Consider the following 25905-nt stretch of genomic DNA (forward strand, 5'->3'; position numbering starts at 1 on the left):
GTCACGGCCGGGCACCCACAGGCAACCCTCGGAGGCAATACTTTATGTGCGGAATCGTCGGTTACATCGGCAAGCGTGACGTCGCTCCCCTGCTGCTCGAAGGCCTGCAGCGGCTGGAGTACCGGGGTTACGACTCCGCGGGCATCGTGATCACCAGCCCCAAGGCCGCCGGCCTGCGGATGGTCAAGGCCAAGGGCCGCGTCCGCGACCTGGAGGCCCGCGTCCCCAAGCGCTTCGCCGGCACCACCGGCATCGCGCACACCCGCTGGGCCACCCACGGCGTCCCGAGCGACGAGAACGCGCACCCGCACCTGGACACCGAGGGCAAGGTCGCCGTCGTACACAACGGCATCATCGACAACGCCACCGAGCTGCGGGCCAGGCTGAGCGCCGACGGCATCACGTTCCTCTCCGAGACCGACACCGAGGTCCTCGTCCACCTCGTCGCGCGCTCCGAGGCCGAGACGCTGGAGGAGAAGGTCCGCGAAGCGCTGCGGCACGTCGAGGGCACGTACGGTCTCGCCGTCATGCACGCCGACTTCTCCGACCGCATCGTCGTCGCGCGCAACGGTTCGCCGGTCGTTCTCGGAATTGGCGAGAAGGAAATGTTTGTCGCCTCCGACATCGCGGCGCTCGTTTCCCACACCCGCCAGATCGTCACCCTTGAGGATGGCGAAATGGCGACCCTCAAGGCCGACGACTTCCGCACGTACACGACCGAGGGCTCGCGCACGACGGCCACGCCGACCACCGTGGAGTGGGAGGCCGAGTCGTACGACATGGGCGGCCACGACACGTACATGCACAAGGAGATCTCCGAGCAGGCCGAGGCCGTGGACCGCGTGCTGCGCGGCCGCATCGACGACCGCTTCTCCACCGTGCACCTGGGCGGGCTGAACCTCGACGCCCGCGAGGCGCGCGGCATCCGCCGGGTGAAGATCCTCGGCTGCGGCACCTCGTACCACGCGGGCATGATCGGCGCCCAGCTGATCGAGGAGCTGGCGCGCATCCCCGCCGACGCCGAGCCCGCCTCCGAATTCCGTTACCGCAACCCGGTCGTGGACCCCGACACCCTCTATGTCGCGGTCTCCCAGTCCGGTGAGACGTACGACGTGCTGGCCGCCGTGCAGGAGCTCAAGCGCAAGGGCGCCCGCGTCCTCGGCGTGGTCAACGTGGTCGGTTCCGCCATCGCCCGGGAGGCCGACGGCGGCATGTACGTGCACGCGGGCCCCGAGGTCTGCGTCGTCTCCACCAAGTGCTTCACCAACACGGTGGTCGCCTTCGCACTTCTCGCCCTGCACCTGGGCCGCATCCGCGACCTGTCCGTCGCGGACGGCAAGCGGCTCATCGCGGGCCTGCGCAGGCTGCCCGGTCAGATCTCCGAGATCCTGGAGGGCGAGGCCGAGATCAAGAAGCTCGCCGAGGAGTACGCGGGCGCCCAGTCGATGATGTTCATCGGCCGGGTCCGCGGCTATCCGGTGGCGCTGGAGGCCTCCCTCAAGCTGAAGGAGATCTCCTACATCCACGCCGAGGCGTACCCGGCCTCGGAGCTCAAGCACGGTCCGCTCGCGCTGATCGAGCCCGCGCTGCCGACGGTCGCGATCGTCCCCGACGACGATCTGCTGGAGAAGAACCGGGCGGCGCTGGAGGAGATCAAGGCGCGCAGCGGCCGGATCCTGGCGGTCGCGCACCGCGAGCAGGAGAAGGCCGACCACACCATTGTGGTGCCCAAGAACGAGACCGAGCTGGACCCGATCCTGCTGGGCATCCCGCTCCAGCTGTTCGCGTACCACACGGCTTTGGCCATGGGCCGGGACATCGACAAGCCCCGCAACCTCGCCAAGTCCGTAACGGTCGAATAGTCACAGGGCGGTTACCCCCACCGCGCACAAGGGCGGTCTCCGTGCGCGCCACCGTGCGCACGGAGACCGCCCTTTCGCATGCCGGCGTGCCCAACGCCGGCGTGTGGCCGTCGACCGCCGACGGTCAGCCGGTGGCCGTCATCCGGTGACCGTGGGCGTGGCCCGGCAGGACCTTCGGCCAGTGGGCCAGGGCCGCCGTCGCCGCGTACCAGGACGCCGCTCCGGCCACCACGGCCACCCAGCCGGCGGCCTTCGCGAGGCCGCCGCTGTCGGCGAACTGCGCGATGCCGAGGAGCAGGAGCGAGACACAGAGCAGGCCGTACACGCCCTGTGTGAGGAGCCCGCTGCCCGCCGCCCCGAGGGTGAGACTCAGGGCGAGCAGGGCCCACAGGAGCAGGAAGAGACCGGCGGCCTCCGCCGAGACGGCCGCGCCGCCCGCGTCCGCCGCCACGCCCCAGGTGAACCAGAAGGCCCCGAGCCCGGCGAAGGCGGTACCGGTGAACGCGCTGCCCGCGCGGAACTCGAACAGTCCGGCGACGAAGAGGGCGATGCCGCCGACGAAGAGGGCGAACGGGACGGCGCCCGCCGCCGTCACGCCGTCGATGACTTCGGTGTGGCCGAGGCCGAAGGCCAGCAGGGTCAGGCCGAGTGCGAGATGTCCGAGGGCGGTGGTGGTGCTTCCCGCAGAGACGTCGTTGGTGTCCACGGCGGGCTCCCTTCAGAGTGCTGTGGTGCGTGTACTGCCGTGCGCCCGATATCTACCCTTCACAAGCGCACAATCACCCCCTACGCGTCAGTAGACTTGTCGCCGACGGCACCCCGGACCACGCCCTCCCACCTGGGGGTAAGGGCGTCCGGGCACGAGCCGCGAAGGGGCTAGGGGATCACGATGACCGGGCGCTGCGCGCGCCGCGCGAGGCGGCCGGCGACCGAGCCGAAGATGCGGCCGACGATGCCGTGCGTGGAGCCCACCACGATGCCGTCGGCCGAGTACTCCTTGCCGACCTCTTCGAGCTCGTGGCAGATGTCGCCGCCGCGCTCGACGAGGATCCACGGCACCTCGGCCAGATAGTCCGCGCAGGCGAGCTCAAGACCGAGCACCTCGGTGCGGTGATCCGGCACATCGACGAAAACCGGCGGCTCACAGCCCGCCCAGACCGTGGTCGGCAGCCGGTTGGCGACATGGACGATGATCAGGCCGGAACCGAGTCGTCTGGCCATGCCGATGGCATACGCGAGCGCCCGCTCACTGGATGTCGAGCCGTCGAATCCGACGACGACACCGTGCTGGAAAGCGGGGTCGCAGGAATGGCGCGTCTGTTCCGCCGCGCGGAGGTCGTCCAGGGGATCGGCGACCTGCTTGCGGTCTGCGGGTTCTGGGATTTCGTGACCGGCCATCGGTGTCTCGGCGAGGAATCCTCTGGGGGATGAGTCGCTTACTGAGGGAGGGAGCGGCTAGGGGTGGTGGAGCTGTGTCCGGGAATCATCTTCCCAAGCCCTACCCCAAGGGTACGGCGACACTCCTCTCCTGCCCAGAGCCCGCCGCCCTTCACGCGGCGTTTCAGGGAGCATGCCCGAGCCCGGGCCGTAAGGCAATGCCGGTTGGCCGGTACAGCCGTCTGCCGGGCGACCCGAGTGAGCCCGGACGATCCGAGTGACCCGGCGGGCCGCCGTCCGTTAGGCCGGGCACCGACCCGCGTACGTGAGGGAGCCCGCCGTGTCCGGAATTCCGACCGCCCCCGCGCCCGTGCCCGCCCCGCGCGGCCGGCGCCGCGCACCCGGCCGTACGGCGCCGCACCCGGCGCCGTACGGGCCGCCGTCGGCCGATGCCGGCTCCGGGGGAAGCCCCGGCGGGGACGCGGCCGGCGATGTGGTCCGCTGGGCGGCGTTCAGCTGCGCCCTCGTCCCCGTGGTGCTCGTCGCATACGGAACCTCGCTCGGCGGCGCCGCCTCGGCCGCGCTGGGGCTGGTCGCCGTGACGATGGTCTGCCGGGTGCTGCTGCGCCAGTCCGAGCGCGCCGCCGCCGGGGTCCGGGCGGGAGCCGTAGCGGAACAGACCGGACAGACCCGACAGATCGACCGGCCCGACTGGGCCGGGCCCGGCGAGCCGTGTCCCGGCGGGCCCGACCGGACCGCGCCGGGGGCGCACCGCAGCGGACGTCACGCCGGGGGAAGCGCGCCGGGGGAATGACGCGATCGCACACACGCTCCCGTATCTTTTCAGCCAACTTCGGGCCACTACCCCACCCTTGGCGTAATGACTTCCCAACCCCCGCGCCACCAGGGATGAAAGGACCGAATCCGGCTCTCACACCCTACGGGGACGGGCCATGAGCGAGAGGCGCACTTCCCTGCGGGGCCTACGAGTGGAACGCTTCGTGATCGAATGCTTCGCGCCAAGTTGCCTTGTCGACATAGTGCCGGATACCGAACTTGTCACGCCGACAGCACAGGACGCAGTAGATTCGATCATGGGTATACACGGCGGGGGAATCGTGCAGGACCGAGGGGAAAAGTGCAGGACCGAGAGGACGCGAACACCAAGGGGGGCTTAGCGCCATGAGCCAGGACTCCACTGCTGTGCCGGAGGCCGCACGTAAGCTCTCCGGACGCCGCCGCCGGGAGATCGTCGCCGTGCTGTTGTTCAGCGGCGGCCCCATCTTCGAAAGCTCCATCCCACTCTCTGTGTTCGGCATTGACCGGCAGGACGCAGGAGTGCCCCGTTACCGACTGCTGGTGTGCGCGGGCGAGGACGGCCCGCTGCGCACCACCGGGGGGCTCGAACTCACCGCGCCCTACGGGTTGGAGGCGATGAGCAGAGCCGGCACCGTTGTCGTACCGGCATGGCGGTCGATCACTTCGCCGCCGCCGCCGGAGGCGCTGGAAGCGCTGCGCCGCGCGCACGAGGAGGGGGCCCGGATCGTCGGCCTGTGCACGGGAGCCTTCGTGCTCGCCGCGGCCGGGCTGCTGGACGGCCGGCCCGCCACCACGCACTGGATGTACGCACCGACGCTGGCGAAGCGCTATCCGTCCGTGCATGTCGATCCGCGGGAGCTCTTCGTCGACGACGGCGACGTGCTCACCTCGGCCGGCACGGCGGCCGGAATCGATCTGTGCCTGCACATCGTGCGCACGGATCACGGCACCGAGGCCGCGGGCGCCCTGGCGCGCCGGCTCGTCGTGCCGCCGCGCCGCAGTGGCGGGCAGGAGCGCTACCTCGACAGATCCCTCCCCGAGGAGATCGGGGCCGACCCGCTGGCCGAGGTCGTCGCCTGGGCGTTGGAGCACCTCCACGAGCAGTTCGACGTGGAGACGCTGGCGGCGCGCGCCTACATGAGCCGGCGGACCTTCGACCGACGGTTCCGCTCGCTCACCGGGAGCGCTCCCCTGCAGTGGCTGATCACGCAGCGGGTACTCCAGGCACAGCGGCTCCTGGAGACGTCGGACTACTCGGTCGACGAGGTCGCGGGCCGCTGCGGCTTCCGCTCACCGGTCGCGCTGCGCGGGCATTTCCGGCGCCAGCTGGGGTCCTCCCCCGCGGCCTACCGGGCTGCCTACCGGGCCCGCAGGCCGTCGTCCGGCGAGGTCCAGTCCGCGTCCGCCCAGGTCCAGGTGGCCCAGATCGCCGCCCAGGCGGCGGACGCCGTGCCGCACCAGGCCAGGCGGACGGCGGCGGCGAGCATGCCGTCGGGGCCCGCCGCGACCAGCTCGGCGGCGCACGAACCGGGCAAGCCGCACTCCGACGTGTACACCCACGGTCGCCCCGCGCTGCCCGGCCAGCGGGAACGCCCCGTAGGGTGAGGCGCATGAACGATCGCATGGTGTGGATCGACTGCGAGATGACCGGGCTCTCGTTGACGGACGACGCACTCATCGAGGTGGCCGCACTGGTCACCGACTCGGAGCTCAACGTGCTCGGCGACGGGGTGGACATTGTCGTCCGTCCGCCGGACGCGGCCCTGGAGACCATGCCCGAGGTGGTGCGGCAGATGCACACCGCCTCGGGGCTCCTCGACGAACTGGCGGGGGGCACGACCCTGGCCGACGCCGAGGAGCAGGTCCTGGCGTACGTACGCAAGCACGTCAAGGAGCCCGGCAAGGCGCCGCTGTGCGGCAACACGGTCGGCACCGACCGCGGCTTCCTGCTGCGCGACATGCCGACGCTGGAGGCCTACCTGCACTACCGGATCGTCGACGTGTCGTCGGTCAAGGAGCTGGCCCGCCGCTGGTACCCGCGGGCGTACTTCAACAGCCCCGAGAAGAACGGCAACCACCGGGCCCTCGCCGACATCCGGGAGTCCATCGCCGAGCTGCGCTACTACCGGGAAGCGGTGTTCGTACCGCAGCCCGGACCCGACTCCGAGACCGCGCGGACCATCGCGGCGAAGCACGTCCTGCCCGCGGAATAAGGGCACGCCAAGGCCCGGATATACCCGGGCGCGAGCACCCTCGTGAACCCTGTACACTTTTTCTCAGCCGGTCACGGGAAACGACCGGTCATGGTGGGTGTAGCTCAGTTGGTAGAGCACCTGGTTGTGGTCCAGGTGGCCGCGGGTTCAAGTCCCGTCACTCACCCTGAAGAAGAAGCCCCGGTCCGCGAAAGCGGACCGGGGCTTCTTCGTGTTCGCGCAGGCCGCGAGCCCGGCCCGATCACGAACGGCCCCCCTAGTCGGCCGGGGTGGCCCACTGCTCCGGGCCGACGCCGCGCCAGTCGATGAGCTCCGTCTCCTCGACCTCGATCTGGTCCAGGCCGGCCCTGCGCAGGAACTCCACCACGTCCTCGACGCGGTGCGCGCGGCCCAGCGGTTCGCCGCCGACCACGACCCGGCGCCCGCCGTCCGGCTCCGGCGGATACACGATCACAGGCTGTCCGTCCATGGTCCCAGCCTGCGGCGCGCTCGGCGCCGGCGCACATCGGGGGCCCCCGCTGCTCCGCCGAGCCCCTTCCCGCGCGCCCCATCCGGCGTCCCGCCCGGCGTCAGGACGAGGCCCGGGCGATGAGCCGGGTGGGGAGCATGATCTGCCGGTTCCGGGCCCCGCGGGGGCCCGCCGGGCGCTCCTCGGCGATCTCCTTGAGCAGGACGCGGGCCATCTCACGGCCCATCTCCTCGATGGACCATTGGACGCTGGTAAGCGGCGGGTCCATGTGGTGGGCGATGGACGAGTCGTCGAAGCCGACCAGCGCCACGTCGCCGGGCACGCTGCGGCCACGCTCGCGCAGCACCTGGCGGGCGCCCGCCGCCATCACGTCGGACGCGGCGAAGACCGCGTCCAGCCGCGGGCGGCGCTCCAGCAGGTCGGCCATGGCGCGACGGCCGCCCTCCTCGGTGAAATCGGCGGGGGCGATCAGGCCCTCGTCCCCGCCGAGCCCTGCCTCGGCCAGGGCCAGGCGGTAGCCGTCGAGGCGGCACTGGGCGCCGTACACGTCGAGTCGTCCGGTGATGGTGGCTATGGTGCGGCGGCCACGGGATATCAGGTGGTCGACGGCGCTGCGCGCGCCCGCCACGTTGTCCGCGTCGACCCAGGCGAGCGGCTCCTCCTTCGAGCGCCGGCCGCTGAGGACGGCCGGGATGCCCAGCTGGACCAGCAGCTCGGGCAGCGGGTCGTCGGCGTGCACGGAGACGAGCAGCACGCCGTCGACGCGGTGTCCCGCCAGGTAGCGGGCGAGGCGGCTGCGTTCGCGGTCGTTGCCGACGATGGTCAGCAGCAGCTGCATCTCGGTGTCGTCGAGGGCCGCGCCGACCCCGCGGACGATGTCGGAGAAGTACGGCTCGGCGAAGAAGCGGGCCTCGACCTCGGGGACCACCAGGGCGATGGCGTCGGTCCGGTTGGCCGCCAGCGCGCGGGCCGCCCGGTTCGGTACGTACCCCAGCTCGGCGACGGCGGCCTCGACGACGGCCCTGGTCTCCTCGCTGACGCTCGGCGAGCCGTTCACCACCCGGGAGACGGTGCCACGCCCGACACCGGCCCGGGCGGCCACTTCTTCCAGCGTCGGCCGCCCACCGCTGCGGCCCCTGATTCCACGAGTCACCATGTCCCGACCTCCCCACACTGTGCGCCTGTCCGGCGCTGCGCAATATCTCATAGAGGTCTCGGACCTCAACTCTCGCCGTCCGGTGCCTTGACACCCCTGCGGGGAGCCGCGACCCTTCAACACATCACAGGTGGGAGCGCTCCCACGGTACCTGACTCATAAATACCCCGCATGTGCTCCGCCACCCTCGTGGCCGCAACTCGCTGGCACATCCAGCGGGTTGATGGGCGGAAAGCACCTCGGGCACAAGGAGGACGCCATGCCAAACCGCACCCGTTCGTCCCGTCGGGTGGTGGTCGTTGCCGCAGTTGTCGCACTCGGCGCCGGTCTCCTCGGCGGCTGCGCCGAGGACAGCGACGGAGGTGGTGGCGCCGGAGGCGGCAAGAAGGACACCGCCGGCAAGACCACGATCGAGATCGGGACCTTCGGCGTCTTCGGTTACAAGCAGGCCGGGCTCTACGACGAATACATGAAGCTGAACCCGAAGATCCTGATCAAGGAAGACGTCACCGAGCGCAACGACACGTACTACCCGGAGCTGCTCACGCACCTCGCGGCCAACAGCGGCCTGCAGGACATCCAGGCCATCGAGGTCGGCAACATCAACGAGGTCGTCACCACGCAGGCCGACAAGTTCGAGGACCTGTCCAAGGCCGAGGGCGTCGACAAGGCGAACTGGCTGGACTGGAAGTGGGCGCAGGGGTCCGCCAAGGACGGGAAGACCATCGCGATCGGTACGGACATCGGGCCGATGGCCATGTGCTACCGCAAGGACCTCTTCAAGAAGGCCGGTCTGCCGACCGACCGGGAGGCCGTCGGCAAGCTGTGGGCGGGCGACTGGCAGAAGTACGTCGACACGGGCAAGAAGTACAAGTCCAAGGCGCCCAAGGGCACCACCTTCACCGACTCGGCCGCCGGTCTGTTCTCCGCCGTCAACAACGGCTTCGCGCAGCGTTTCTACGACGAGCAGGGCGAGCTGATCTACAAGGACAGCCCCGCCGTGAAGACTTCGTGGGACCTGGCCATGCAGGCCGCCGAGGGCGGACTGACCGGCAAGCTCAAGCAGTTCGACAAGTCCTGGGACCAGGCGTACGCCAACGGCACCTTCGCCAGCGTCGCCTGCCCGCCGTGGATGCTCGGCTACATCAAGGAGAAGGCCGGCAAGGCGGGCGAGGACCAGTGGGACGTCGCCGCGGCGCCCAAGCCCGCCAACTGGGGAGGCTCCTTCATCGGAGTGCCCAAGGCCGGCAAGAACAAGGCCGAGGCCGTCAAGCTGGCCGCCTGGCTGACCGCGCCCGAACAGCAGGCGAAGCTCTTCGACAAGCAGGCGAGCTTCCCCTCCACCCCGTCGGCGTACGACATGGCGGCCGTCGCCGGTGCCAAGAACCCGTACTTCGGTGACGCCCCGACCGGCCGGCTGTACGCCACCGCCGCCAAGGGCATCCCGACCCTGGTGATCGGCCCGAAGGACCAGCAGATCGGCACCGCCATCAACGATGTCGGCATCCTCCAGGTGGAGCAGCAGGGCAAGAGCCCCCAGCAGGGCTGGGACGCGGCCATGAAGGAGATCGAGAACGCGGTGGACGGCTGATGCGTCCCTTCACCCCGCAGGCCGCGTCCCCCGCAGGTACGGGGGACGCGGTCCCCGACCGCACATCGAAGGAGCCTCCTTCGCAGGAGCCTCCGAAGGAACCGCTGGAGAGCGCCCGCGGCAAGGCGTGGCGCAGGCGGCGCTATCGCTGGGACATCAAGTACAGCCCGTACGCCCTGGTCGCCCCCTTCTTCGTCTTCTTCGCGGCCTTCGGGGTCTTCCCGCTGCTCTACACGGGCTGGACCTCGCTGCACCGGGTGTCGCTGACCTCGCCCAACGACATGGAATGGGTCGGGCTCGGCAACTTCACCCGTCTCATTGAGGACGAGTTCTTCTGGAACGCTCTGCGCAACACCTTCACCATCGGGATCATCTCGACGGTGCCGCAGTTGCTGATGGCGCTGGCCATCGCGCATCTGCTCAACTACCGGCTGCGCGCCTCGGGTTTCTTCCGGGTGGCCATCCTCACTCCGTACGCCACCTCGGTGGCCGCCGCGACGCTGGTGTTCGTGCTGCTCTTCGGGCGCGACTACGGGATGATCAACTGGCTGCTCGAATCAGTGGGGTTCGGCAAGATCGACTGGCAGAGCGGCACGCTGTCCTCACAGATCGCGGTCTCCTCGATCGTCATCTGGCGGTGGACCGGCTACAACGCGTTGATCTATCTGGCGGCGATGCAGGCCGTACCGAACGATCTGTACGAGTCGGCGGCGCTGGACGGGGCCACCAGGTGGCAGCAGTTCCTCCACGTCACCATCCCCTCGCTGCGGCCGACGATCCTGTTCACCGTCGTCGTCTCGACGATCGGCGCGACCCAGCTCTTCGGTGAGCCGCTGCTGTTCGGCGGCGCGGGCGGCCAGAAGGGCGGCGCGTCGCACCAGTTCCAGACGCTGGGCCTCTATCTGTACGAGCAGGGCTGGTTCAACTTCCATCTGGGCCGGGCCTCCGCCATCGCCTGGACGATGTTCCTCCTGCTGCTGATCATCGCGGCCGTCAATCTGCTGATCGTCCGCCGGCTGAGGAAGACCCAATGAATATGCCTTCGCTTACCCGGGATTCAAAGGTTCGCCAGGACCCGAAGACCGCGGAGGACCCGAAGAGCACCAAGGGTCCCAAGGGCTCCAAGGCCGGGCGCACGATGCACGGCGGGCCCATCACCTACGCCGTGTTGATCGTCTTCACCGTCGGGTCGCTCTTCCCGCTGGTGTGGACGGCTATCGCGGCCTCCCGCAACAACACCCGGCTGTCCCAGACCCCGCCGCCGTTCTGGTTCGGCGGGAACCTCTTCAAGAATCTCCAGACCGCCTGGACCGACGCCAACATGGGTCTGGCACTGCTCAATACGGCGGTGGTGGCCGGCACCATCGCGCTGGGCACGGTGCTCTTCTCGACACTCGCCGGATTCGCCTTCGCCAAGTTGCGCTTCCGCTTCAAGAATCTGCTGATGCTGCTGGTCATCGGGACGATGATGGTGCCGCCGCAGCTCAGCGTCGTACCGCTGTTCATGACCATCGCCGAGCTGGAGTGGACCGACCAGCTGCAGGCCGTCATCCTGCCCACGCTGGTGAGCGCCTTCGGGGTGTTCTTCATGCGCCAGTACCTCGTGCAGGCGCTGCCCAGTGAGCTGGTGGAGGCCGCGCGGGTGGACGGTGCGAGCAGTCTGCGCGTCATCTGGCACATCGTCTTCCCGGCCGCCAGGCCGGCGATGGCGGTCCTCGGCATGCTGACCTTCGTGGCCGCCTGGAACGACTTCTTCTGGCCGATCATCGCCCTGACCCAGGACAACCCGACCGTGCAGGTGGCGCTCGCCAACCTCGGCCAGGGTTTCGTCCCCGACCAGTCGGTCGTCATGGCCGGCGCACTGCTCGGCACCCTGCCGCTGCTGATCGCCTTCGTGCTCTTCGGCAAGCACATCGTCGGCGGGATCATGCAGGGCGCGGTCAAGGGCTGACGCCACCTCACCCCTTCTTCTACCGGGAGCACTTCCATGCCTGAGAGCTTTCCGCCCGGCTTCCTGTGGGGCGCCGCCACCGCCGCGTACCAGATCGAGGGCGCGGTCCGCGAGGGCGGCCGTACTCCGTCGATCTGGGACACGTTCAGCCATACGCCGGGCAAGGTGCTCGGCGGCGACACCGGCGACGACGCCGTGGAGCACTATCACCGCCGCAGCCAGGACGTCCGGCTGATGGCCGACCTGGACCTGACCGCGTACCGCTTCTCGGTGTCCTGGTCGCGGGTGCAGCCCACCGGTCGCGGCCCGGGTGTCCAGCGCGGCCTGGACTTCTACCGGGGTCTCGTCGACGAGCTGCTCGAACAGGGCATCTCGCCCAGCCTGACGCTCTACCACTGGGACCTGCCGCAGGAGCTGGAGACCTCGGGCGGCTGGCCCGAGCGCGACACCGCGTACCGCTTCGCCGAGTACGCGCAGATCGTCGCCGAGGCGCTCGGCGACCGGGTGGAGATGTGGACCACCCTCAACGAGCCCTGGTGCAGCGCCTTTCTGGGGTACGGGTCGGGGGTGCACGCGCCGGGCCGTACCGACCCGGTGGCCGCCCTGCGCGCCGCCCACCATCTGAACCTGGGGCACGGCCTGGCCGTCCAGGCGCTGCGTGCGGCCCTGCCGGCCCGTGCCCGCCTGGGGGTCAGCCTCAACCCGAGCGCGGTCAGGCCGCTCAGCGCCTCGCCCGAGGACGCGGACGCGCAGCGCCGCATCGACGCGCTCGCCAACCGGGTCTTCACGGGGCCGATGCTCAAGGGCGCGTACCCGGCCGACCTGCTGGCGGACACCGCGCACCTGACGGACTGGTCGTTCGTGCAGGACGGGGACACGGCCGCGATCAAGCAGCCGCTGGACATGCTGGGCATCAACTACTACGCGCCGGCCGTGGTCTCGGCGGCGCCGGAGAACGCCGCCGAGGAGGGGCCGCGCAACGACGGACACGCCGCGAGCGAGCACTCCCCCTGGCCCGGCTCGGAGTCCGTCTGCTTCCACCAGCCGCCCGGTGAGCTGACCGCCATGGAGTGGTCCGTCGACCCGAGCGGACTCTACGACCTGCTGATGCGCTATTCCCGGGAGGTGCCCGGCACGGCGCTGCTGATCACCGAGAACGGCGCGGCGTACGACGACAAGCCGGACCCCGAGGGCGCGGTGCACGACCCGGACCGCATCCGGTATCTGCATGGGCACCTGGCCGCCGTGCACCGGGCGATCGAGGACGGGGCGGATGTCCGCGGCTACTTCCTCTGGTCGCTGATGGACAACTTCGAGTGGGCCTACGGGTACAGCAAGCGGTTCGGCGCGGTGTACGTGGACTACGAGACGCAGGCCCGTACGCCCAAGTCGAGCGCCCGGTGGTACGCGCAGCTCGCTCGGACGGGTGAGCTGCCCGGGATTCCCGCCGGGTGAGCCGCAGGTGAGAGGCCGTAAGAGGTGAGCCGTCCGGAGTGAGCCGGACCGGGCGGTGGGGCGCGGCGGACCGAAGTGCCGCCGCGCCCCACCGCTGTTAACTTCGCCCCTATGTCCCTATTTGGCGGTTTTGCACGGAATCTCGGCTGAGCCCGGCATGGGAGTCATCCGCGATCATCCTGAACTAGCGCTCTTCCTCTGTCTCGCCGCCGGTTATCTGGTGGGGAAGCTGCGCGTCGGTCCGATCACGCTCGGCGGCATCTGCGGCACACTGATCGTCTCGCTGCTCCTGGGCACTCAGAAGGTCTCGGTCGACGAAAACGTCAAGACCATCTTCTTCGCGCTCTTCATCTTCGCCCTCGGTTATATGGCCGGACCGCAGTTCTTCGCCCACCTCAACCGCAAGGGCCTGCGCTTCGGCGTGCTGTCACTGATCGAGATGGCCAGCGTCCTGCTCATCGCGTACGGCCTGGCCAAGGCCTTCGACCTGGACGTCGGCACCGCGGCGGGCATCCTCGCGGGCGCCGCCACCGAGTCGGCCGTCGTCGGCACCGCGTCCGAGGCCATCGGCAAGCTCGATGGCCTGACCGCCGAGCAGATCACCCAGTACCAGGGCCATGTGGCCACCGCGTACACCGTCTGCTATCTCTTCGGCCTGATCACCATTGTGCTGCTGACCAGCCAGATCATCCCGATGATGCTGCGCATCAACCTGCGCGACGCCTCCCGTGAGATGTGGGAGAAGATGCGCGGCGACTCGGCGGCCCTGGAGTCCGACGAGCGCGAGTCGCAGCCGGGCCTGGTCGGGCGTACGTACCTGGTCACCCAGGCGGACGGGCGCACCGTCGGCGATCTGGAGTCGGGGCTCGGCGGGCGGGTCACCGTCGAGGGCATCAAACGCGGCAGCAGACTCGTCACGCCATCGCCGGACTTCGAGCTGACGCTCAGCGACCTCGTGCTGGTCGTCGGGCGCCGCGCGAACACCATCGAGGCGGGCCGCGTCATCGGCCCCGAGACGCCGGCCATCCCCGGGCTCGACACCCCGCTCGCCATCCGCCAGGTGGTCCTCACCGACAAGGCGATGGACCGCAAGTCCATCGACGCCCTCCAGAAGGCCAACCCGGACTTCATCAAGTCGGGCGTGTACGTCACCGACATCCTGCGGGCCGAGCAGCACCTGCCCGCGGTGCCCGAGACCACGGTCCACCGCGGTGACATCCTCACCCTCGTCGGCGCCCGCTCGGGCCTGGACCGGGTGGTCACCAGGATCGGCGCGCTCGTCAAGAACGATGCGACCGACTTCATCTACCTGGGGCTGGGCCTGGCGGTCGGTGTCCTGGTCGGACAGATCGTCGTCCGGCTCGGCGATGTGCCGCTCTCGCTCGGCACCGGCGGCGGCTGCCTGGTCTCCGGCCTCTTCTTCGGCTGGCTCCGCTCCCGCAGGCCCACCTTCGGCGCGTTCCCGCCGCAGGCCGCGACCACCATCAAGGACCTGGGCCTGGCGGTGTTCATCGCCTGCACCGGCCTGGCGGCGGGTCCGCAGGCCTGGCCGCTGCTCAAGGAGTACGGCGCGCTGCTGCCGCTCGCGGGCATCGGCATGGTGCTGATCCCCGCGATGATCTCGCTCTTCGTCGGCCTGAAGCTGCTGAAGATCGAGAAGCCGCTGCTGATCGGCGCGATCGCGGGCCAGCAGTGCTCGACCCCCGCCATCACGTCGATCACGCAGGTGGCGCAGAGCTCCGTACCGCTGCTCGGCTACACGATCACGTACACGCTCTCGAACTTCCTGCTTCCCCTGACCGGTCCCGTCCTCGTCGGCGTGCTGGGAGCCTGATCATGATCGATTTCCTCGACCGGAACATCTTCACGCCCCACCCGGAGCTGCTGGTCTTCCTGGTGGTCGCCTTCGGCTTCCTCATCGGCAAGGTCCGCTACAAGGCCATCGCGCTCGGCGCCGTCACCGGCTGTCTGGTCGCCGGGCTGTTCTTCGGCGCGCAGCTGAAGGTCCAGATCGACGGGACGGTGAAGAACCTCTTCTTCATCATGTTCCTGTTCGCCCTGGGCTACCGGGTCGGCCCGCAGTTCTTCCGCGGCCTGAAGAGGGACGGCCTGCCGCAGGTCCTGAACGCGGTCATCGTCTGTGTCACCGGCCTGCTCGTGTCCTGGCTGTTCGCCTCGATGCTCGGTTACGGCCCCGGGCTCAGCGCCGGCCTGATGAGCGGCGCGCTCACCCAGTCCGCGGCCATCGGTGTCGCCCAGGACGCCATCGGCACCCTCCCCGGGCTCTCCGCCGGGCAGGTCAAGTCGGAGGAGAACCTGGTCGCCGTCGGGTACGCGGTGACGTATCCGCTCGGCACCATCCTGTGCGCGATGCTGCTCGCCAATGTGCTCCCCCGGCTGTACCGCAAGGACCTGGCCGCCGAGAGCACCAAACTGGCCGCCGAGCTCGACGCCCCGGACGCCAACCCGGACCTGGGCGAGGGCTACTACGAGGTCGTCCTGCGCGCGTACAAGGTGGAGCGCCCCGACATCGTCGGCCGCTCCATCGACGACTTCGAGAACCAGCAGAAGGAACTCGGCCGACGCATCTACATCACCCAGGTGCGGCGGGGCGGCAAGATCCTCGAACATTCCCAGTCGACGGCGCTCCAGACCGGTGACACCGTCGCGATGAGCGCGATCCGCGGCGACCTCGTCAGCTACGACGCCCGTACACATGTGGGCGGCGAGGCCGACGACGTGGAGCTGCTCGGCTACCGGACCGAGACGCTGCACGTGGTGGCCTCGGAGAAGGCGCAGCTCGGCAGGACGATCGGGGAGCTGCGGCGCGAGCCCTTCATGACCGGGGTGTACGTCGACAAGCTCTACCGGTCGGGCGCGGAGTTCCCGTACCGCCTCTCCACCAAGCTGGAGCGCGGCGACACCGTGATCCTCACCGGTCCGAAGCGGCTGGTGGACCCGGCGGGCAAGCAGCTCGGCAAGCCGGTGCCGACCAGCTTCGCCACCGACATGGTGTGGATCGGGCTCGGCATCTTCCTCGGCGGCTGCGTCGGCATCCCGGCGCTCACCGCGGGCGGCGTGCCGATCTCGCTGTCCACCTCCGGCGGCGGCCTGATCATGGGCCTGATCTTCGGTTACATCCGGGGCAAGTACCCGACGTACGGGAATGTGCCGCCGGGCGCCCAGTGGTTCATGGACACTCTCGGGCTCTGCCTGTTCGTCGCGGTCGTCGGCATCAACGCGGGCCCCAGCTTCACCAGCGGACTGTCCACGGCCGGGTGGGGGCTGCTGATCTTCGGCGCCTGCATCACCGTGATCCCGCTGCTCGTCGGCTTCTTCTTCGGCCACTACGTGCAGAAGATCCGCTTCCCGATCCTGATGGGCGTACTGGCCGGTGGCCAGACCACGACCGCGGCGATCGGTGCGATCAACGAGACGTCCAAGTCCCAGATCCCGACCCTCGGCTACACGATCCCGTACGCGATCGGCAATGTGCTGCTGACGGTGTGGGGCGCGGTAATCGTCATCCTCAACCACTGACAGGGAGCTGTCCCCCATGCCGAAGACCAGCCTCAGCCGCGCAGAGATCCAGTCCTTCGCCCAGCTCAGCCCGTTCGAGCTGAAGGACAAGTTCATCAGGATGGCCCAGAGCGCGCAGAGCGACAAGCCGGGCCAGAAGGGCAAGACGTCCAGGGCCATGCTCAACGCGGGCCGCGGCAATCCCAACTGGGTCGCGACCGGCCCGCGCGAGGCCTTCTACGCCCTCGGCTACTTCGCGCTGTCCGAGTCCCGGCGGGTGTGGACCGCGGACAACCTGGGCGGGATGCCGGAGGAGGTCGGAGCGGCGGACCGCTTCGAGACCTATGTGCGCGCGCACCCGGACCTGCCGGGCATCGAGCTGCTCAAGTCGAGCTTCGATCTGGCCATCGAGCGCTTCGGCTTCGAACGGGACCCGTTCATCCATGAGATGACCGACTCGATCACCGGGGACAACTACCCGGTGCCGGACCGCGTCCTGCGGCACACCGAGCAGATCGTGCGCGGGTACCTCGCCGACGAGATGTTCGACAAACGACCGCCCCAGGACAACAACCTGAGCCTGTTCACCACCGAGGGCGGCACGGCGGCGATGTGCTACATCTTCGACTCCCTCATGAAGAACGGCGTCCTGCACAAGGGCGACAAGATCGCCCTGATGGTGCCGGTCTTCACGCCGTATCTGGAGATCCCCGACCTCGACACGTACGAGTTCGAGGTCGTGCACGTCGCGGCGAGCCTCTTCACCGAGACGGGAGTGCGCGAGTGGCGCTACCCGGCGGAGGAGATCGCCAAGCTGGAGGACCCGGACATCAAGCTGGTCTGCTGCGTGAATCCGAGCAACCCCCCGTCCCTGGCGCTCTCCGAGCGGGTCAGCGACCAGATCAAGGCCATCGTCGCCGGGCCGAACCCGAACCTGATCATCGTCACGGACGACGTGTACGGCACCTTCGTGGAAGGCTTCCGCTCACTCGCCGCCGAACTGCCGCGCAACACCCTCCTGGTGTACTCGTACTCCAAGCACTACGGGGCGACCGGCTGGCGGCTCGGCGTGATCGGCCTGCACGACGACAATGTCATCGACGAGCTGCTGGCCCGGCTCCCGCAGTCCGAGAAGGACCGGCTGAACAAGCGGTACGGGACGCTCACCCTGGAGCCGGAGAAGATCAAATTCATCGACCGGATGGTCGCGGACTCCCGCCAGGTCGCCCTCAACCACACGGCGGGCCTCTCGCTCCCCCAGCAGGTCATGATGGTGCTCTTCTCCCTCTTCGACATGCAGGACGAGGGCCAGGCGTACAAGGCGAGGATCCGCGCGATCGTGCGGCAGCGTCTGGAACTCCTCCTGGAGGGCGCCCAGATGAAGATCTCCGAGGACCCGAAGCGGGCGGCCTACTACATCGAACTCGACCTGCTGGCGGAGGCCGAGCGCGTCCACGGCAAGGAATTCGCGGACTACCTGGAGAAGAACTACGAGCCGGTCGACCCGCTGTTCCGCCTCGCGGAGCAGACCTCGGTGGTCCTGCTCAACGGCGGCGGCTTCGACGGCCCCGAGTGGTCGGTCCGGGTCTCCCTGGCCAACCTCGACGACCTGGACTACCTGAAGATCGGCCATCATCTGCGGGCGATCTTCCAGGACTACCAGGAGGAGTGGCAGACCTCGCTGAAGTAGCGGCGTCGCTGAGGTAGCGGGCGGAGACGGGGTGCCCCGGGGAACGGGGATTGGCACCGGCTCAACGGAGGAAGCCGAGGAGCGATGCAGTCAGTTCGGCCGGGGCGTCCTCCTGGACCAGATGGCCCGCGCCCTCGATCGGCTGGAAAGCCGACCCGGGGATCAAGGAGGCCAGCTCCCGGCCCTGCGCGATCGGGATCCAGGTGTCGTTCGTGCCCCAGCAAACCAGCGCCGGGATACCGATCTCGCCGTACCGTACCTGGACCTCGTCGGTGTAGCGCTGATCGGCCTGGGCGATTTGGCGGTAGAAAGCGGGCTGCCCGAGCTCGCCCAGCCAGGGCTCGACGAGGCGGTCCAGGACCGCCGGGTGCAGGCCGGGGCCGCTCGCCGACGTGATGTATTCACGTACGAGCGCACCGTGCAGGGCAGGCGGCAACTGCTCGAAGACAGACGCGTGTTCACCGATGAGCCGGAAGAACGGCGAGCCCCACGGTGCCACCGCCACCGGGTCCACCAGCGCCAGCCGTCGGTAGCGGGCGCCGTGCAGCAGATGCGCGCGCAGGGCTACCGCGCCGCCGAAGTCGTGGGCCACGACCTGGGGCTCCGACAGGTCCCAGTGGATCAGGAGGTCGGCGAAAATGCGCCCCTGCGCGGCCAGGGACACGTCCTGGCCCGCCGTCTTCTCCGAGGTGCCGTAGCCCGGCATGTCCCAGACGTACACCCAAAATCCGCGGGCGGCGAGCGCGCGGGCCACAGCTCGCCAGACATACGAGGAGAACGGGGTGCCGTGGAGCAGGACCAACGGCGGGCCCGCCGGGTCACCGATGCGGTCCCAGCGGACCTCTCCCGATGCGCTGGGGAACGTCCTGGTCAGGTGCCATTCGCTCATATGCGGTGACCCTCGCTCGTCCTCGTCCGTACAGCTGTCCCGACAATGATCCCGCCGATGACCCCGTCAGCGGTCCCGACAACGGACCCGGACATGGCAGCACAACAGCGCCGAGGGGCGTCGATGAGCCATTCGTGTTGTGATCGATGGAGGAGAAAGCAACGCTCGAAAGCGGGAGGAGTCGAGAAATCATGGCGATGACCAAGCAGCTCAAGGCCCGCGACATCATGTCCAGCGGGGTGCAGTGCATAGGTGCACACCAGTCGCTGTTCGACGCGTCGAAGATGATGCGCGACCTGAATGTCGGTTGCCTGCCCATCTGCGGTGACGACAACAAGCTCGCGGGCTTGATCACCGATCGTGACATCGTCGTCATGTGCTGCGCCGAAGATATCGACCCGGGAACGGTGCAGGCCGGCTCCCTGGCCGGGCATGTGCACTGGATCGATGCCGATGCGGACGCCAGCGAGGCTCTGGAGACCATGGAGACACACCAGATCAAGCGTCTACCGGTGATCGATGTCCAGCAGGGCCACAGTCTGGTCGGAATGATCACGGAGGCCAATCTCGCCAAAAACCTCAGCGACGCGCAGATCGCTGAGTTCGCAACTCGCGTGTACGCCGCAGCCGACGGCTGACCCACGGCTGGCTCGCAGCCGCAGCTAACCCACGGCTGACCCGACGCACGGTGAATGAGCGGTATCCCGGGGCTGCCCGCAGGCCGTCCCGGGGCGCCACCATTCATCGTTCCATCCTTCTGCCTACCCCTGCAGTGCTGCCAGGCCCTTCCGCAGGTCGTCGGGGTTCATGACCGGGTGAATCTCGATCCTCGCGCCGAGTTCCTGGAAGAGCGGCTCCGCGATGGTGGGCATCTGGGAGCTGTCCTGCATGTCGAAGACGAAGGTGCAGGACCGGCCGCCCTCGGTAGGGCCGAAGTAGGCCGCCTCGGGCTTGAGCCGTTGGATCATCGTTTCCATGACCTTCGGGAGTGTGCCGTTCTTGATGGCCTCATTCGAGATCTTGGTGTCCAGACAGGCTCGCAGCATGACCCTCATCGCGCTCACTCCTTCGGCGCGCCAGGGCCGGCGCGGTTCCAACCGCGCTCAGTGAAGCCCGTGGCGTCCCGCTCAGCCTCGCTTCAGGTGATCAAGGCGGCAACATCTCATCCTCCGTCCGAGCCTGTACGCGCGCCCCGGCCGGGTGGGGGGGAAGTCCGGCCGGGACGCGCGGGTCGGAGGAAAACGCTGCTCAGGCGCTGTGCTTCGAGCCCTACTTGTACGCCGCGAATGCCTTCGTAAAGGCCAGCGGCTCCTGCAGGATCGAGCTGCAGGTGGCGTCCGCGGTGTCCTGCGCGCCGCCCGCGCACTCCTTGTCACGGGTCGACGACCACATCGACAGCCACCCGAGCTTCTTCTCCTGGGCGAACTCCACCAACTGCGCGGCGTCGTCGGCCTTGAAGATCTCAGCGGCGACGTCGTTGACGCCGATCATCGAGGTGACCGCGACCGTCTGCCAGGCCGCCGCGTCATCGAGCCCGAGCGCGTCCTTGAGCTGCGTCTGCGTGGCGGTCGCCGCCTCGATGGCGTAGGTACCCATGTCGCCGCTGTACGCCGGGCCGTAGTCCATGGCCATGATGTTCACCGCGTTGATCTTCACGCCGTTCTTCTTGGCGTCGGCGATCAGGTCCACGCCCGGCTGGGTCAGCCCCTCGGGCATCACCGGCAGCGTGAAGGAAACGTCCAGGCCCGGGTGCTCCTTCTGGAGCCGCGTGATGGCCTGAGCGCGGCGGGTGTTGGCCGCGGTGTCCGGCAGGGCCGCGCCCTCGATGTCGAAGTCGACCTTGGTCAGCTCGTACGCGTCCACGACCTTGCCGTAAGCGGCGGCGAGGTCGGAGGCCGAGGAGCAGTTGAGCGCCAGCTCCTTGCCCGCCGCGCCGCCGAAGGAGACCCGGACGTCACCACCGTCGGCGCGCAGCGCCCCTATCTGGGAGGCGACCTTGTCGTCGGCCAGGGCGGTGACGCCGCCCCACAGCGGGGCGCAGCCGCCGCCGGAGGTGATGAAGGCCAGGTTGAACTCCTTCACGCCCGTCTTGGCCGCGGTGTCCAGCAGGTCATAGGCCGGGGCGAGGGAGGTGTCGACGTACGGGGCGAATCGCGCGCCTGCGGCGGCGGTGGGCGCCGAGACGGCGGGCGCGCCGTCCGAGGCCCTGGAGGCCTGGGCGGTCCCGGTGAACGCGAAGGCCGCACCACCGATCATCGCCGCCGCGGCGACCGCGCCGAGAGCCTTGGTCTTGCCGTTCGCCCTGCGCCGGTGCGCCGTCGTGCTGCTCATCGCGTGTATGCCTCTGCCTCGTGGGGGGATTTTGTGGGGGCGGATTCCGTGGGGGGATTCCGTGGGGTGGGCAGCACGCTAGTGGCAGCGAAGCGGACAAACGGCCTGTAGCGCCCGGGGTTCGCGATCTTAGGGCGGGGTTAAGGAAGACATGGGGCCCACGAAAGGTTCGGGCCCGCAGGCCGGCCCACGGAGCGAAGGTCCGGCCCCTAGTGGTTCAGGCTCGCCGACCGCTTGCCCGCGCCGCGCTTGCGTCGCCCCAGCCGGTGTCCTTGCCGGCCGTCGGTGGCGCGCCGCCCGTCGAGGCCGATCCAGATCCGGACCTCCGTGCCGCCGAGCACGGAGTGCCCGATGCGTACGTCGCCGCCCGTCGACTCGGCGACACGGCGCACGATGTCCAAGCCGAGGCCCGTGGACCCGGCCCGTTCGCCGCTGTTGCCGCGGGTCATCGCCGCCTCGGGGTCGGTGATGCCGGGGCCCGCGTCCGAGACCAGCACGATGACGGCGTCGTCACCGTTGTGCACATCGACCGAGAAGGCCGTGCCTTCGGGGGTGTGCCGGAAGACATTGCCGAGCAACGCGTCGAGTACGGCGGCCAGTTCGGGCCGCCCGACCGGGATGCGCACCGGGCGGTCGACGCCCGCGAGCCGGACCTTCCTGCCCTCGTCCTCCGCGAGCGCCGACCAGAAGGCCATCCGTTCCCGTACGACCTCGGAGGCGTCGCAGCCCGTCCCGGCGCCGAGCGGGCCCTGGGTCTGCGGGCGCTGGTCACGCGCGGTACGGATGATCGTGTCGACCTCGCGCTCCAGCTGCTGGACGGCGGCCCTGGTCTGCTCGGCGGCCGGCCCCTCGCCCAGCGAGGCGGCGTTGAGGCGCAGCACGGTGAGGGGGGTGCGCAGCCGGTGCGACAGGTCGGCCGCCAGCTCCCGCTCGTTGGCGAGGAGTTGAACGACCTGGTCGGCCATGGAATTGAACGCGACGGCGGCGGACCGCAGTTCGGTCGGCCCTTCCTCCGGCACCCGCGCCCCGAGCTTGCCCTCGCCCAGGTCGTGCGCGGCGCCCGCGAGCCGCTGGGCGGGCCGGACCATCCGTACGCCGAGCCGGTCGGCGACCGCCACCGAGCCGACGATCAGCGCGACGCCGACGCCCGCGAGGACGAGCCAGGCGGTGGCGACCCCGTTGGAGACGTCCTGCTCGGGTACGAAGACCTCCACGACCGCGATCTGGCCGCTGGCGAGCGCGGTGGGCTGGAGCAGCGCGGAGCCGCCGGGCACCTCCGAGATGGAGGCCCGGCCCAGTCGCCGGGTGGTGTCCAGGTCCCGCTGCGAGGCCCGGCGCTGCCCGATCTCCAGCGGAACGCCGGCCGCCCTGCCCGCGTCGTCGGCCTTGTCCGCCTTGTCCGCGGCGGGGATGTGCACGGCCATCTGGCCGGCGGAACCGACGTCGGTGGACATCACCGCCTTCTCCAGGGAGCCCCGGTCGGTGGCGATGGAGAGAGTGGGCCCGATGGTGGCGGCCCAGCGCTCGGCGTTGGAGAAGGCCCGATCCTTGGCCATCTCCTTGATGACGAGCCCGAGCGGCACGGCGAAGGCCAGCACGACCATCACGGTCACGGCCAGGCTCACCCTGACCAGTGCCCACCTCATCGGGGCGGCTCCAGCTTCACGCCCACTCCGCGCAGGGTGTGCAGATAGCGCGGGCTGGCCGCCGTCTCGCCGAGCTTGCGGCGCAGCCAGGACAGATGCACGTCGATGGTCTGGTCGTCGCCGTAGCTCTGCTGCCAGACCTCGGCGAGCAGCTCCTTGCGCGGTACGACGACGCCCGGCCGCCCGGCGAGGAACGCCAGCAGGTCGAATTCGCGGCGGGTCAGGTCCAGCTGTCCGCCGTCCAGCTCGGCCTGCCTGCGCAGCGGGTCGATGGACAGGCCGCCGACCTGGATGATGCGCGACGGCGGCTCGGCGCCCGCCAGCGCGCGGGAGCGGCGCAACACGGCGGCCATCCGGGCCGACAGGTGCTCGACCGAGAAGGGCTTGACGAGGTAGTCGTCGGCGCCGTCGTTGAGCAGCCGGACGATCTCCGCCTCGTCGTCGCGCGCTGTGGCGATGATCACGGGTACGTCGGTGATGCCGCGCAGCATCTTCAGCGCCTCCGACCCGTCCAGGTCCGGCAGACCGAGGTCGAGAATGACCACGTCGAAACTGAGATGCGCGACCTCGCGCAGCGCCTCCAGCGCCGTACCGACGCTGCGCACCGTGTGGGAGGCCTCGGTCAGGTGCCGGATGAGGGCGGAACGTACGAACTGGTCGTCCTCGACCACGAGCACACTTGCCATGCGCGGCACCGTACGCCATGTCGGGGAGCTCGGGCCCATGGGGACAGCCGCGGGACGGGTGGTGCAGTATGGCCCGGATGCAACGAGGACTCGTACACGGCATAGCGTGGTCGTTCGCCACCGGCGCGGCGGTCACGTTGTCGTGGTGGGGCGTGCACACGGTGATGGCGGGCACGGCGTACGACCCGCCGCAGGCCCTGCCGATCCCCACCGATGTGGTGCAGAGCAGCACCGCGCAGGGCGCGAAGCCGCAGTCGTCCTCCACCCGGCGACCCGACGACAAGCCGTCCATGAAGAAGCCGGGACGCCCCGCCGCTTCGACCGGCGCTCCGCGGGACAGGAAGACACCGCCCGCTCCGAGCACCGCGCCCGACCCACCGGCCGGCTCCGGCGCGGGCCCTTCGGGGTCGGCCGGCACGGTGAAGAGCTACAACACCGCAGGGGGGCGGGTCGTCCTCGACATGGGCGAGAAGTCCGCCACCCTGGTGTCCGCGACACCCGCGACGGGCTGGTCGATCCAGGTCTGGAAGGATCCGACCTGGATCCGGGTGCAGTTCACCGGGGGCGCGGCGACCGTCACGGTGTTCACCACCTGGCACGACCACGCGCCGTCGGTCGAGATCATCAACTCCTGACACCCGCAGGGGCAATGACGCGCCGTCACTTCTTGAAGGCGGACTCCGGCGGTACGGGTGAGGGCCGCGCGCTCGCGTCGGTGACCACCGTCGCGCCGCCCGCGAAGGCGACCAGCTCCCGCCCGTGCTCCACCCGCCCGGGGTGCGGGTCGCTCGCGATGCGGCGGGTCAGGTCGGCGATCGGCAGCGCCCGGTCGGAGGCCAGCAGCACCGCGTTGCCGAAGCGCCGACCGCGCAGCACCGCCGGGTCGGCGGCCAGGGCCAGCTCGGGGAAGACGGCGGCGGCGGTGGCGATCTGGCCGCGCAGATGCGCGAGCGGCGGCCCGTCGGCGAGGTTGGCGGCGTAGCCGCCGCCGGGCTTGAGCGCCCTGCGTACCTCGGCGAGGAATTCGGCGCTGGTCAGGTGGGCCGGGGTGCGGGCGCCGCCGAACACGTCGGCGATCACCAGGTCCGCCCAGCCGTCCGCGATTTTGCCGAGCCCGGCGCGGGCGTCGGCCGAGCGGACCCGGATGCGTGCGTTGGTGTCCAACGGCAGGTGCTTGCGGACCAGTTGGACGAGAGCCGCGTCCAGTTCGACGATCTGCTGGGTCGACCGGGAGCGGGTGGCCGCGACGTAGCGGGCCATCGTGAAGGCGCCGCCGCCCAGATGCAGGACATGGACCGGCTGTCCCGGCGGGGCGGTGAGGTCGACGACATGGCCGAGCCTGCGCTGGTACGCGAAGTCGAGGTACGCCGGGTCGTCGAGGTCGACATGGGACTGCGGGGCCCCGTCGAGCCGCAGTGTCCAGCCGCGCGGACGGTCCCGGTCGGGTATCAGCTCGGCGAGCCCGCCGTCGACCTGCTCGACGACGGTCTCGGGTGCGGCACGTTCGCGCCGTCCTTTGTTCTTTGCCACGGGGCCAGTATCGGCTCAGTGGCAGCGGTCGGCCGCCTCGATGAGCCGGGTGGCCTCGCCGAGGGCCGCCCGCAGCGCGGCCGGGTCGGTGACCGGGCCCGTGTCGGTGGGCGGCAGCAGCCACCCGGCGCCGGAAACCGGCGGCTCCGGAATGTCGGCGGCGGAGATCCGCAGACCGCGCCCCGAGGTCTGCGTACAGGCGCTGCCCGGCAGGTCCCAGGCGTCGGCGGTGCCCGGGGGCACCAGGAATCCGAGGGTGTCGCAGGGGCCGTCGTGCAGGACGGGGCCGACCGCGGGGGCGGAGACGGCGCCGCGGCGCAGGATGTCGACGGCCTCCAGGCCTTGCCGCGCGGGGACCGTCACCAGGTCGCACGGCTCCGCGACGTTGACGCCCATCGGGTTCGGGCCGGGCGATCCGACCGGCCCGACCACCGCGCACGACCCCGGCGGGACGGCGCTGAACTCGTGCGTGGGCCTGTGCTGGGCCGTCGTTCGTGAGCCGCTGATCTCCATGCCGGCGTCCAACAAGGGAACCCCTCCTCGCTCAAGTGGGAGCGAGACTCCCACTCCACTTGGTTCAACGCGCGGAGTTGTCAACAGCTACGGCGGCAAGCCGCCGCAAAGGATGGCAGTTCATGGCAGATCCAGGGTGATACATCCGTTTTGTAGGCAAACTCCGTGTATATGGGTCGTCACAGACGGTACGTTTTTGCTCCGCCGA

Annotated in this window: 24 protein-coding genes and 1 tRNA gene; 14 read left to right on the forward strand and 11 right to left on the reverse strand. The window is 69.7% G+C overall.

All coding sequences use genetic code 11. The annotated features are described in order from the left end of the window. Positions 1–44: 44 nt before the first annotated feature. Complete coding sequence (glmS, locus tag ACLLJJ_RS12000; RefSeq protein WP_434589822.1) at positions 45–1862, forward strand: glutamine--fructose-6-phosphate transaminase (isomerizing); 1818 nt, start codon at positions 45–47, stop codon at positions 1860–1862. Between the two features lie 124 nt (positions 1863–1986). On the opposite strand, the gene ACLLJJ_RS12005 is transcribed toward glmS, so the two are convergent. Both ACLLJJ_RS12005 and ACLLJJ_RS12010 read right to left on the reverse strand, forming a co-directional pair. Continuing rightward, positions 1987–2568, reverse strand: a complete 582-nt coding sequence (locus ACLLJJ_RS12005) for an acetate uptake transporter (RefSeq protein ID WP_434589825.1) — start codon at positions 2566–2568, stop codon at positions 1987–1989. Positions 2569–2738: 170 nt separating this feature from the next. Beyond that, positions 2739–3260, reverse strand: a complete 522-nt coding sequence (locus ACLLJJ_RS12010) for a universal stress protein (RefSeq protein ID WP_347118055.1) — start codon at positions 3258–3260, stop codon at positions 2739–2741. 319 nt (positions 3261–3579) lie between these two features. Here ACLLJJ_RS12010 and ACLLJJ_RS12015 point away from each other — a divergent pair, with 319 nt between their 5' ends. From ACLLJJ_RS12015 to ACLLJJ_RS12030, 4 genes are all read left to right on the forward strand, one after another. Next, the gene (locus ACLLJJ_RS12015) at positions 3580–4053 is read left to right on the forward strand and encodes a hypothetical protein (protein WP_434589828.1); all 474 of its coding nucleotides are present in this window, start codon (positions 3580–3582) and stop codon (positions 4051–4053) included. Between the two features lie 368 nt (positions 4054–4421). Continuing rightward, positions 4422–5663, forward strand: a complete 1242-nt coding sequence (locus ACLLJJ_RS12020; RefSeq protein ID WP_434589831.1) for a helix-turn-helix domain-containing protein — start codon at positions 4422–4424, stop codon at positions 5661–5663. A gap of 5 nt (positions 5664–5668) precedes the next feature. After that, positions 5669–6271, forward strand: a complete 603-nt coding sequence (gene orn, locus ACLLJJ_RS12025) for an oligoribonuclease (protein WP_434589834.1) — start codon at positions 5669–5671, stop codon at positions 6269–6271. Between the two features lie 93 nt (positions 6272–6364). Further along, positions 6365–6437, forward strand: a tRNA-His gene (locus tag ACLLJJ_RS12030). Positions 6438–6527: 90 nt separating this feature from the next. On the opposite strand, the gene ACLLJJ_RS12035 is transcribed toward ACLLJJ_RS12030, so the two are convergent. Then, positions 6528–6740: a hypothetical protein gene (locus ACLLJJ_RS12035; RefSeq protein WP_434589836.1), complete on the reverse strand. Its 213-nt coding sequence runs from the start codon at positions 6738–6740 to the stop codon at positions 6528–6530. A 100-nt stretch (positions 6741–6840) separates the two neighbouring features. Further along, positions 6841–7896 carry a LacI family DNA-binding transcriptional regulator gene (locus ACLLJJ_RS12040; protein WP_434589839.1) on the reverse strand — a complete coding sequence of 352 codons (1056 nt, stop codon included), beginning with the start codon at positions 7894–7896 and terminating at the stop codon, positions 6841–6843. A gap of 259 nt (positions 7897–8155) precedes the next feature. Between ACLLJJ_RS12040 and ACLLJJ_RS12045 the strand changes: the two genes are divergently transcribed. The 7 genes from ACLLJJ_RS12045 to ACLLJJ_RS12075 all read left to right on the forward strand — a co-directional run bounded on the left by ACLLJJ_RS12045 (position 8156) and on the right by ACLLJJ_RS12075 (position 18102). Next, positions 8156–9487 (forward strand): ABC transporter substrate-binding protein, encoded by a 1332-nt coding sequence (locus tag ACLLJJ_RS12045; RefSeq protein WP_434589842.1) that lies wholly within the window; start codon positions 8156–8158, stop codon positions 9485–9487. Next, entirely contained in the window at positions 9487–10521 is a 1035-nt protein-coding gene (locus tag ACLLJJ_RS12050) for a carbohydrate ABC transporter permease (protein ID WP_434589845.1), read from the forward strand. Before ACLLJJ_RS12045 ends, ACLLJJ_RS12050 begins: the two co-directional genes overlap by 1 nt. After that, on the forward strand, positions 10518–11438 hold the full coding sequence (locus ACLLJJ_RS12055; protein ID WP_434589847.1) for a carbohydrate ABC transporter permease: 921 nt from the start codon (positions 10518–10520) through the stop codon (positions 11436–11438). The genes ACLLJJ_RS12050 and ACLLJJ_RS12055 overlap by 4 nt, the downstream gene beginning before the upstream one ends. A gap of 36 nt (positions 11439–11474) precedes the next feature. After that, entirely contained in the window at positions 11475–12893 is a 1419-nt protein-coding gene (locus tag ACLLJJ_RS12060) for a glycoside hydrolase family 1 protein (protein ID WP_434589849.1), read from the forward strand. Between the two features lie 157 nt (positions 12894–13050). Next, on the forward strand, positions 13051–14727 hold the full coding sequence (gene aspT, locus ACLLJJ_RS12065; protein ID WP_434589851.1) for an aspartate-alanine antiporter: 1677 nt from the start codon (positions 13051–13053) through the stop codon (positions 14725–14727). Between the two features lie 2 nt (positions 14728–14729). Next, complete coding sequence (gene aspT / locus ACLLJJ_RS12070; protein ID WP_434589854.1) at positions 14730–16433, forward strand: aspartate-alanine antiporter; 1704 nt, start codon at positions 14730–14732, stop codon at positions 16431–16433. 16 nt (positions 16434–16449) lie between these two features. After that, positions 16450–18102 carry a bifunctional aspartate transaminase/aspartate 4-decarboxylase gene (locus ACLLJJ_RS12075; protein ID WP_434589856.1) on the forward strand — a complete coding sequence of 551 codons (1653 nt, stop codon included), beginning with the start codon at positions 16450–16452 and terminating at the stop codon, positions 18100–18102. Between the two features lie 61 nt (positions 18103–18163). Here ACLLJJ_RS12075 and ACLLJJ_RS12080 read toward each other — a convergent pair whose 3' ends face one another. Further along, on the reverse strand, positions 18164–18991 hold the full coding sequence (locus ACLLJJ_RS12080) for an alpha/beta fold hydrolase (RefSeq protein ID WP_434589859.1): 828 nt from the start codon (positions 18989–18991) through the stop codon (positions 18164–18166). Positions 18992–19188: 197 nt separating this feature from the next. On the opposite strand from ACLLJJ_RS12080, the gene ACLLJJ_RS12085 reads away from it, so the two are divergent. Next, positions 19189–19629, forward strand: coding sequence for a CBS domain-containing protein (locus tag ACLLJJ_RS12085; RefSeq protein WP_434600385.1), 441 nt, complete (start codon positions 19189–19191; stop codon positions 19627–19629). Between the two features lie 123 nt (positions 19630–19752). Here the strand turns inward: ACLLJJ_RS12085 and ACLLJJ_RS12090 are convergent, their stop codons facing one another. The 4 genes from ACLLJJ_RS12090 to ACLLJJ_RS12105 all read right to left on the reverse strand — a co-directional run bounded on the left by ACLLJJ_RS12090 (position 19753) and on the right by ACLLJJ_RS12105 (position 23654). Then, positions 19753–20046, reverse strand: coding sequence for a hypothetical protein (locus ACLLJJ_RS12090; protein WP_434589862.1), 294 nt, complete (start codon positions 20044–20046; stop codon positions 19753–19755). Between the two features lie 214 nt (positions 20047–20260). After that, the gene (locus tag ACLLJJ_RS12095; protein WP_434589864.1) at positions 20261–21322 is read right to left on the reverse strand and encodes a chitinase; all 1062 of its coding nucleotides are present in this window, start codon (positions 21320–21322) and stop codon (positions 20261–20263) included. Positions 21323–21531: 209 nt separating this feature from the next. Next, positions 21532–22968 (reverse strand): sensor histidine kinase, encoded by a 1437-nt coding sequence (locus ACLLJJ_RS12100; protein ID WP_434589867.1) that lies wholly within the window; start codon positions 22966–22968, stop codon positions 21532–21534. Then, positions 22965–23654, reverse strand: coding sequence for a response regulator transcription factor (locus tag ACLLJJ_RS12105; protein WP_434589870.1), 690 nt, complete (start codon positions 23652–23654; stop codon positions 22965–22967). The genes ACLLJJ_RS12100 and ACLLJJ_RS12105 overlap by 4 nt, the downstream gene beginning before the upstream one ends. A 77-nt stretch (positions 23655–23731) precedes the next feature. On the opposite strand from ACLLJJ_RS12105, the gene ACLLJJ_RS12110 reads away from it, so the two are divergent. Then, entirely contained in the window at positions 23732–24289 is a 558-nt protein-coding gene (locus ACLLJJ_RS12110; RefSeq protein WP_434589873.1) for a hypothetical protein, read from the forward strand. A 25-nt stretch (positions 24290–24314) separates the two neighbouring features. On the opposite strand, the gene ACLLJJ_RS12115 is transcribed toward ACLLJJ_RS12110, so the two are convergent. Both ACLLJJ_RS12115 and ACLLJJ_RS12120 read right to left on the reverse strand, forming a co-directional pair. Beyond that, the gene (locus ACLLJJ_RS12115; protein WP_434589876.1) at positions 24315–25184 is read right to left on the reverse strand and encodes a spermidine synthase; all 870 of its coding nucleotides are present in this window, start codon (positions 25182–25184) and stop codon (positions 24315–24317) included. A 15-nt stretch (positions 25185–25199) separates the two neighbouring features. Then, positions 25200–25580, reverse strand: coding sequence for a hypothetical protein (locus tag ACLLJJ_RS12120; protein ID WP_434600386.1), 381 nt, complete (start codon positions 25578–25580; stop codon positions 25200–25202). Positions 25581–25905: the final 325 nt, after the last annotated feature.

This window comes from Streptomyces sp. A5-4 (assembly GCF_051131715.1).
Taxonomy (GTDB): Bacteria; Actinomycetota; Actinomycetes; order Streptomycetales; family Streptomycetaceae; genus Streptomyces.

Bases quoted from the DNA above. Each gene is read 5' to 3' on its own strand.
- ACLLJJ_RS12050 (WP_434589845.1), top strand. From the start codon at position 9,487: ATGCGTCCCTTCACCCCGCAGGCCGCGTCCCCCGCAGGTACGGGGGAC.
- ACLLJJ_RS12010 (WP_347118055.1), bottom strand. From the start codon at position 3,260: ATGGCCGGTCACGAAATCCCAGAACCCGCAGACCGCAAGCAGGTCGCC.
- aspT (WP_434589854.1), top strand. From the start codon at position 14,730: ATGATCGATTTCCTCGACCGGAACATCTTCACGCCCCACCCGGAGCTG.
- ACLLJJ_RS12100 (WP_434589867.1), bottom strand. From the start codon at position 22,968: ATGAGGTGGGCACTGGTCAGGGTGAGCCTGGCCGTGACCGTGATGGTC.
- ACLLJJ_RS12095 (WP_434589864.1), bottom strand. From the start codon at position 21,322: ATGAGCAGCACGACGGCGCACCGGCGCAGGGCGAACGGCAAGACCAAG.
- glmS (WP_434589822.1), top strand. From the start codon at position 45: ATGTGCGGAATCGTCGGTTACATCGGCAAGCGTGACGTCGCTCCCCTG.
- ACLLJJ_RS12035 (WP_434589836.1), bottom strand. From the start codon at position 6,740: ATGGACGGACAGCCTGTGATCGTGTATCCGCCGGAGCCGGACGGCGGG.
- ACLLJJ_RS12060 (WP_434589849.1), top strand. From the start codon at position 11,475: ATGCCTGAGAGCTTTCCGCCCGGCTTCCTGTGGGGCGCCGCCACCGCC.
- ACLLJJ_RS12020 (WP_434589831.1), top strand. From the start codon at position 4,422: ATGAGCCAGGACTCCACTGCTGTGCCGGAGGCCGCACGTAAGCTCTCC.
- ACLLJJ_RS12055 (WP_434589847.1), top strand. From the start codon at position 10,518: ATGAATATGCCTTCGCTTACCCGGGATTCAAAGGTTCGCCAGGACCCG.
- ACLLJJ_RS12080 (WP_434589859.1), bottom strand. From the start codon at position 18,991: ATGAGCGAATGGCACCTGACCAGGACGTTCCCCAGCGCATCGGGAGAG.
- ACLLJJ_RS12085 (WP_434600385.1), top strand. From the start codon at position 19,189: ATGACCAAGCAGCTCAAGGCCCGCGACATCATGTCCAGCGGGGTGCAG.
- ACLLJJ_RS12105 (WP_434589870.1), bottom strand. From the start codon at position 23,654: ATGGCAAGTGTGCTCGTGGTCGAGGACGACCAGTTCGTACGTTCCGCC.
- orn (WP_434589834.1), top strand. From the start codon at position 5,669: ATGAACGATCGCATGGTGTGGATCGACTGCGAGATGACCGGGCTCTCG.
- ACLLJJ_RS12040 (WP_434589839.1), bottom strand. From the start codon at position 7,896: ATGGTGACTCGTGGAATCAGGGGCCGCAGCGGTGGGCGGCCGACGCTG.
- ACLLJJ_RS12075 (WP_434589856.1), top strand. From the start codon at position 16,450: ATGCCGAAGACCAGCCTCAGCCGCGCAGAGATCCAGTCCTTCGCCCAG.
- aspT (WP_434589851.1), top strand. From the start codon at position 13,051: ATGGGAGTCATCCGCGATCATCCTGAACTAGCGCTCTTCCTCTGTCTC.
- ACLLJJ_RS12120 (WP_434600386.1), bottom strand. From the start codon at position 25,580: ATGGGCGTCAACGTCGCGGAGCCGTGCGACCTGGTGACGGTCCCCGCG.
- ACLLJJ_RS12090 (WP_434589862.1), bottom strand. From the start codon at position 20,046: ATGAGGGTCATGCTGCGAGCCTGTCTGGACACCAAGATCTCGAATGAG.
- ACLLJJ_RS12110 (WP_434589873.1), top strand. From the start codon at position 23,732: ATGCAACGAGGACTCGTACACGGCATAGCGTGGTCGTTCGCCACCGGC.
- ACLLJJ_RS12045 (WP_434589842.1), top strand. From the start codon at position 8,156: ATGCCAAACCGCACCCGTTCGTCCCGTCGGGTGGTGGTCGTTGCCGCA.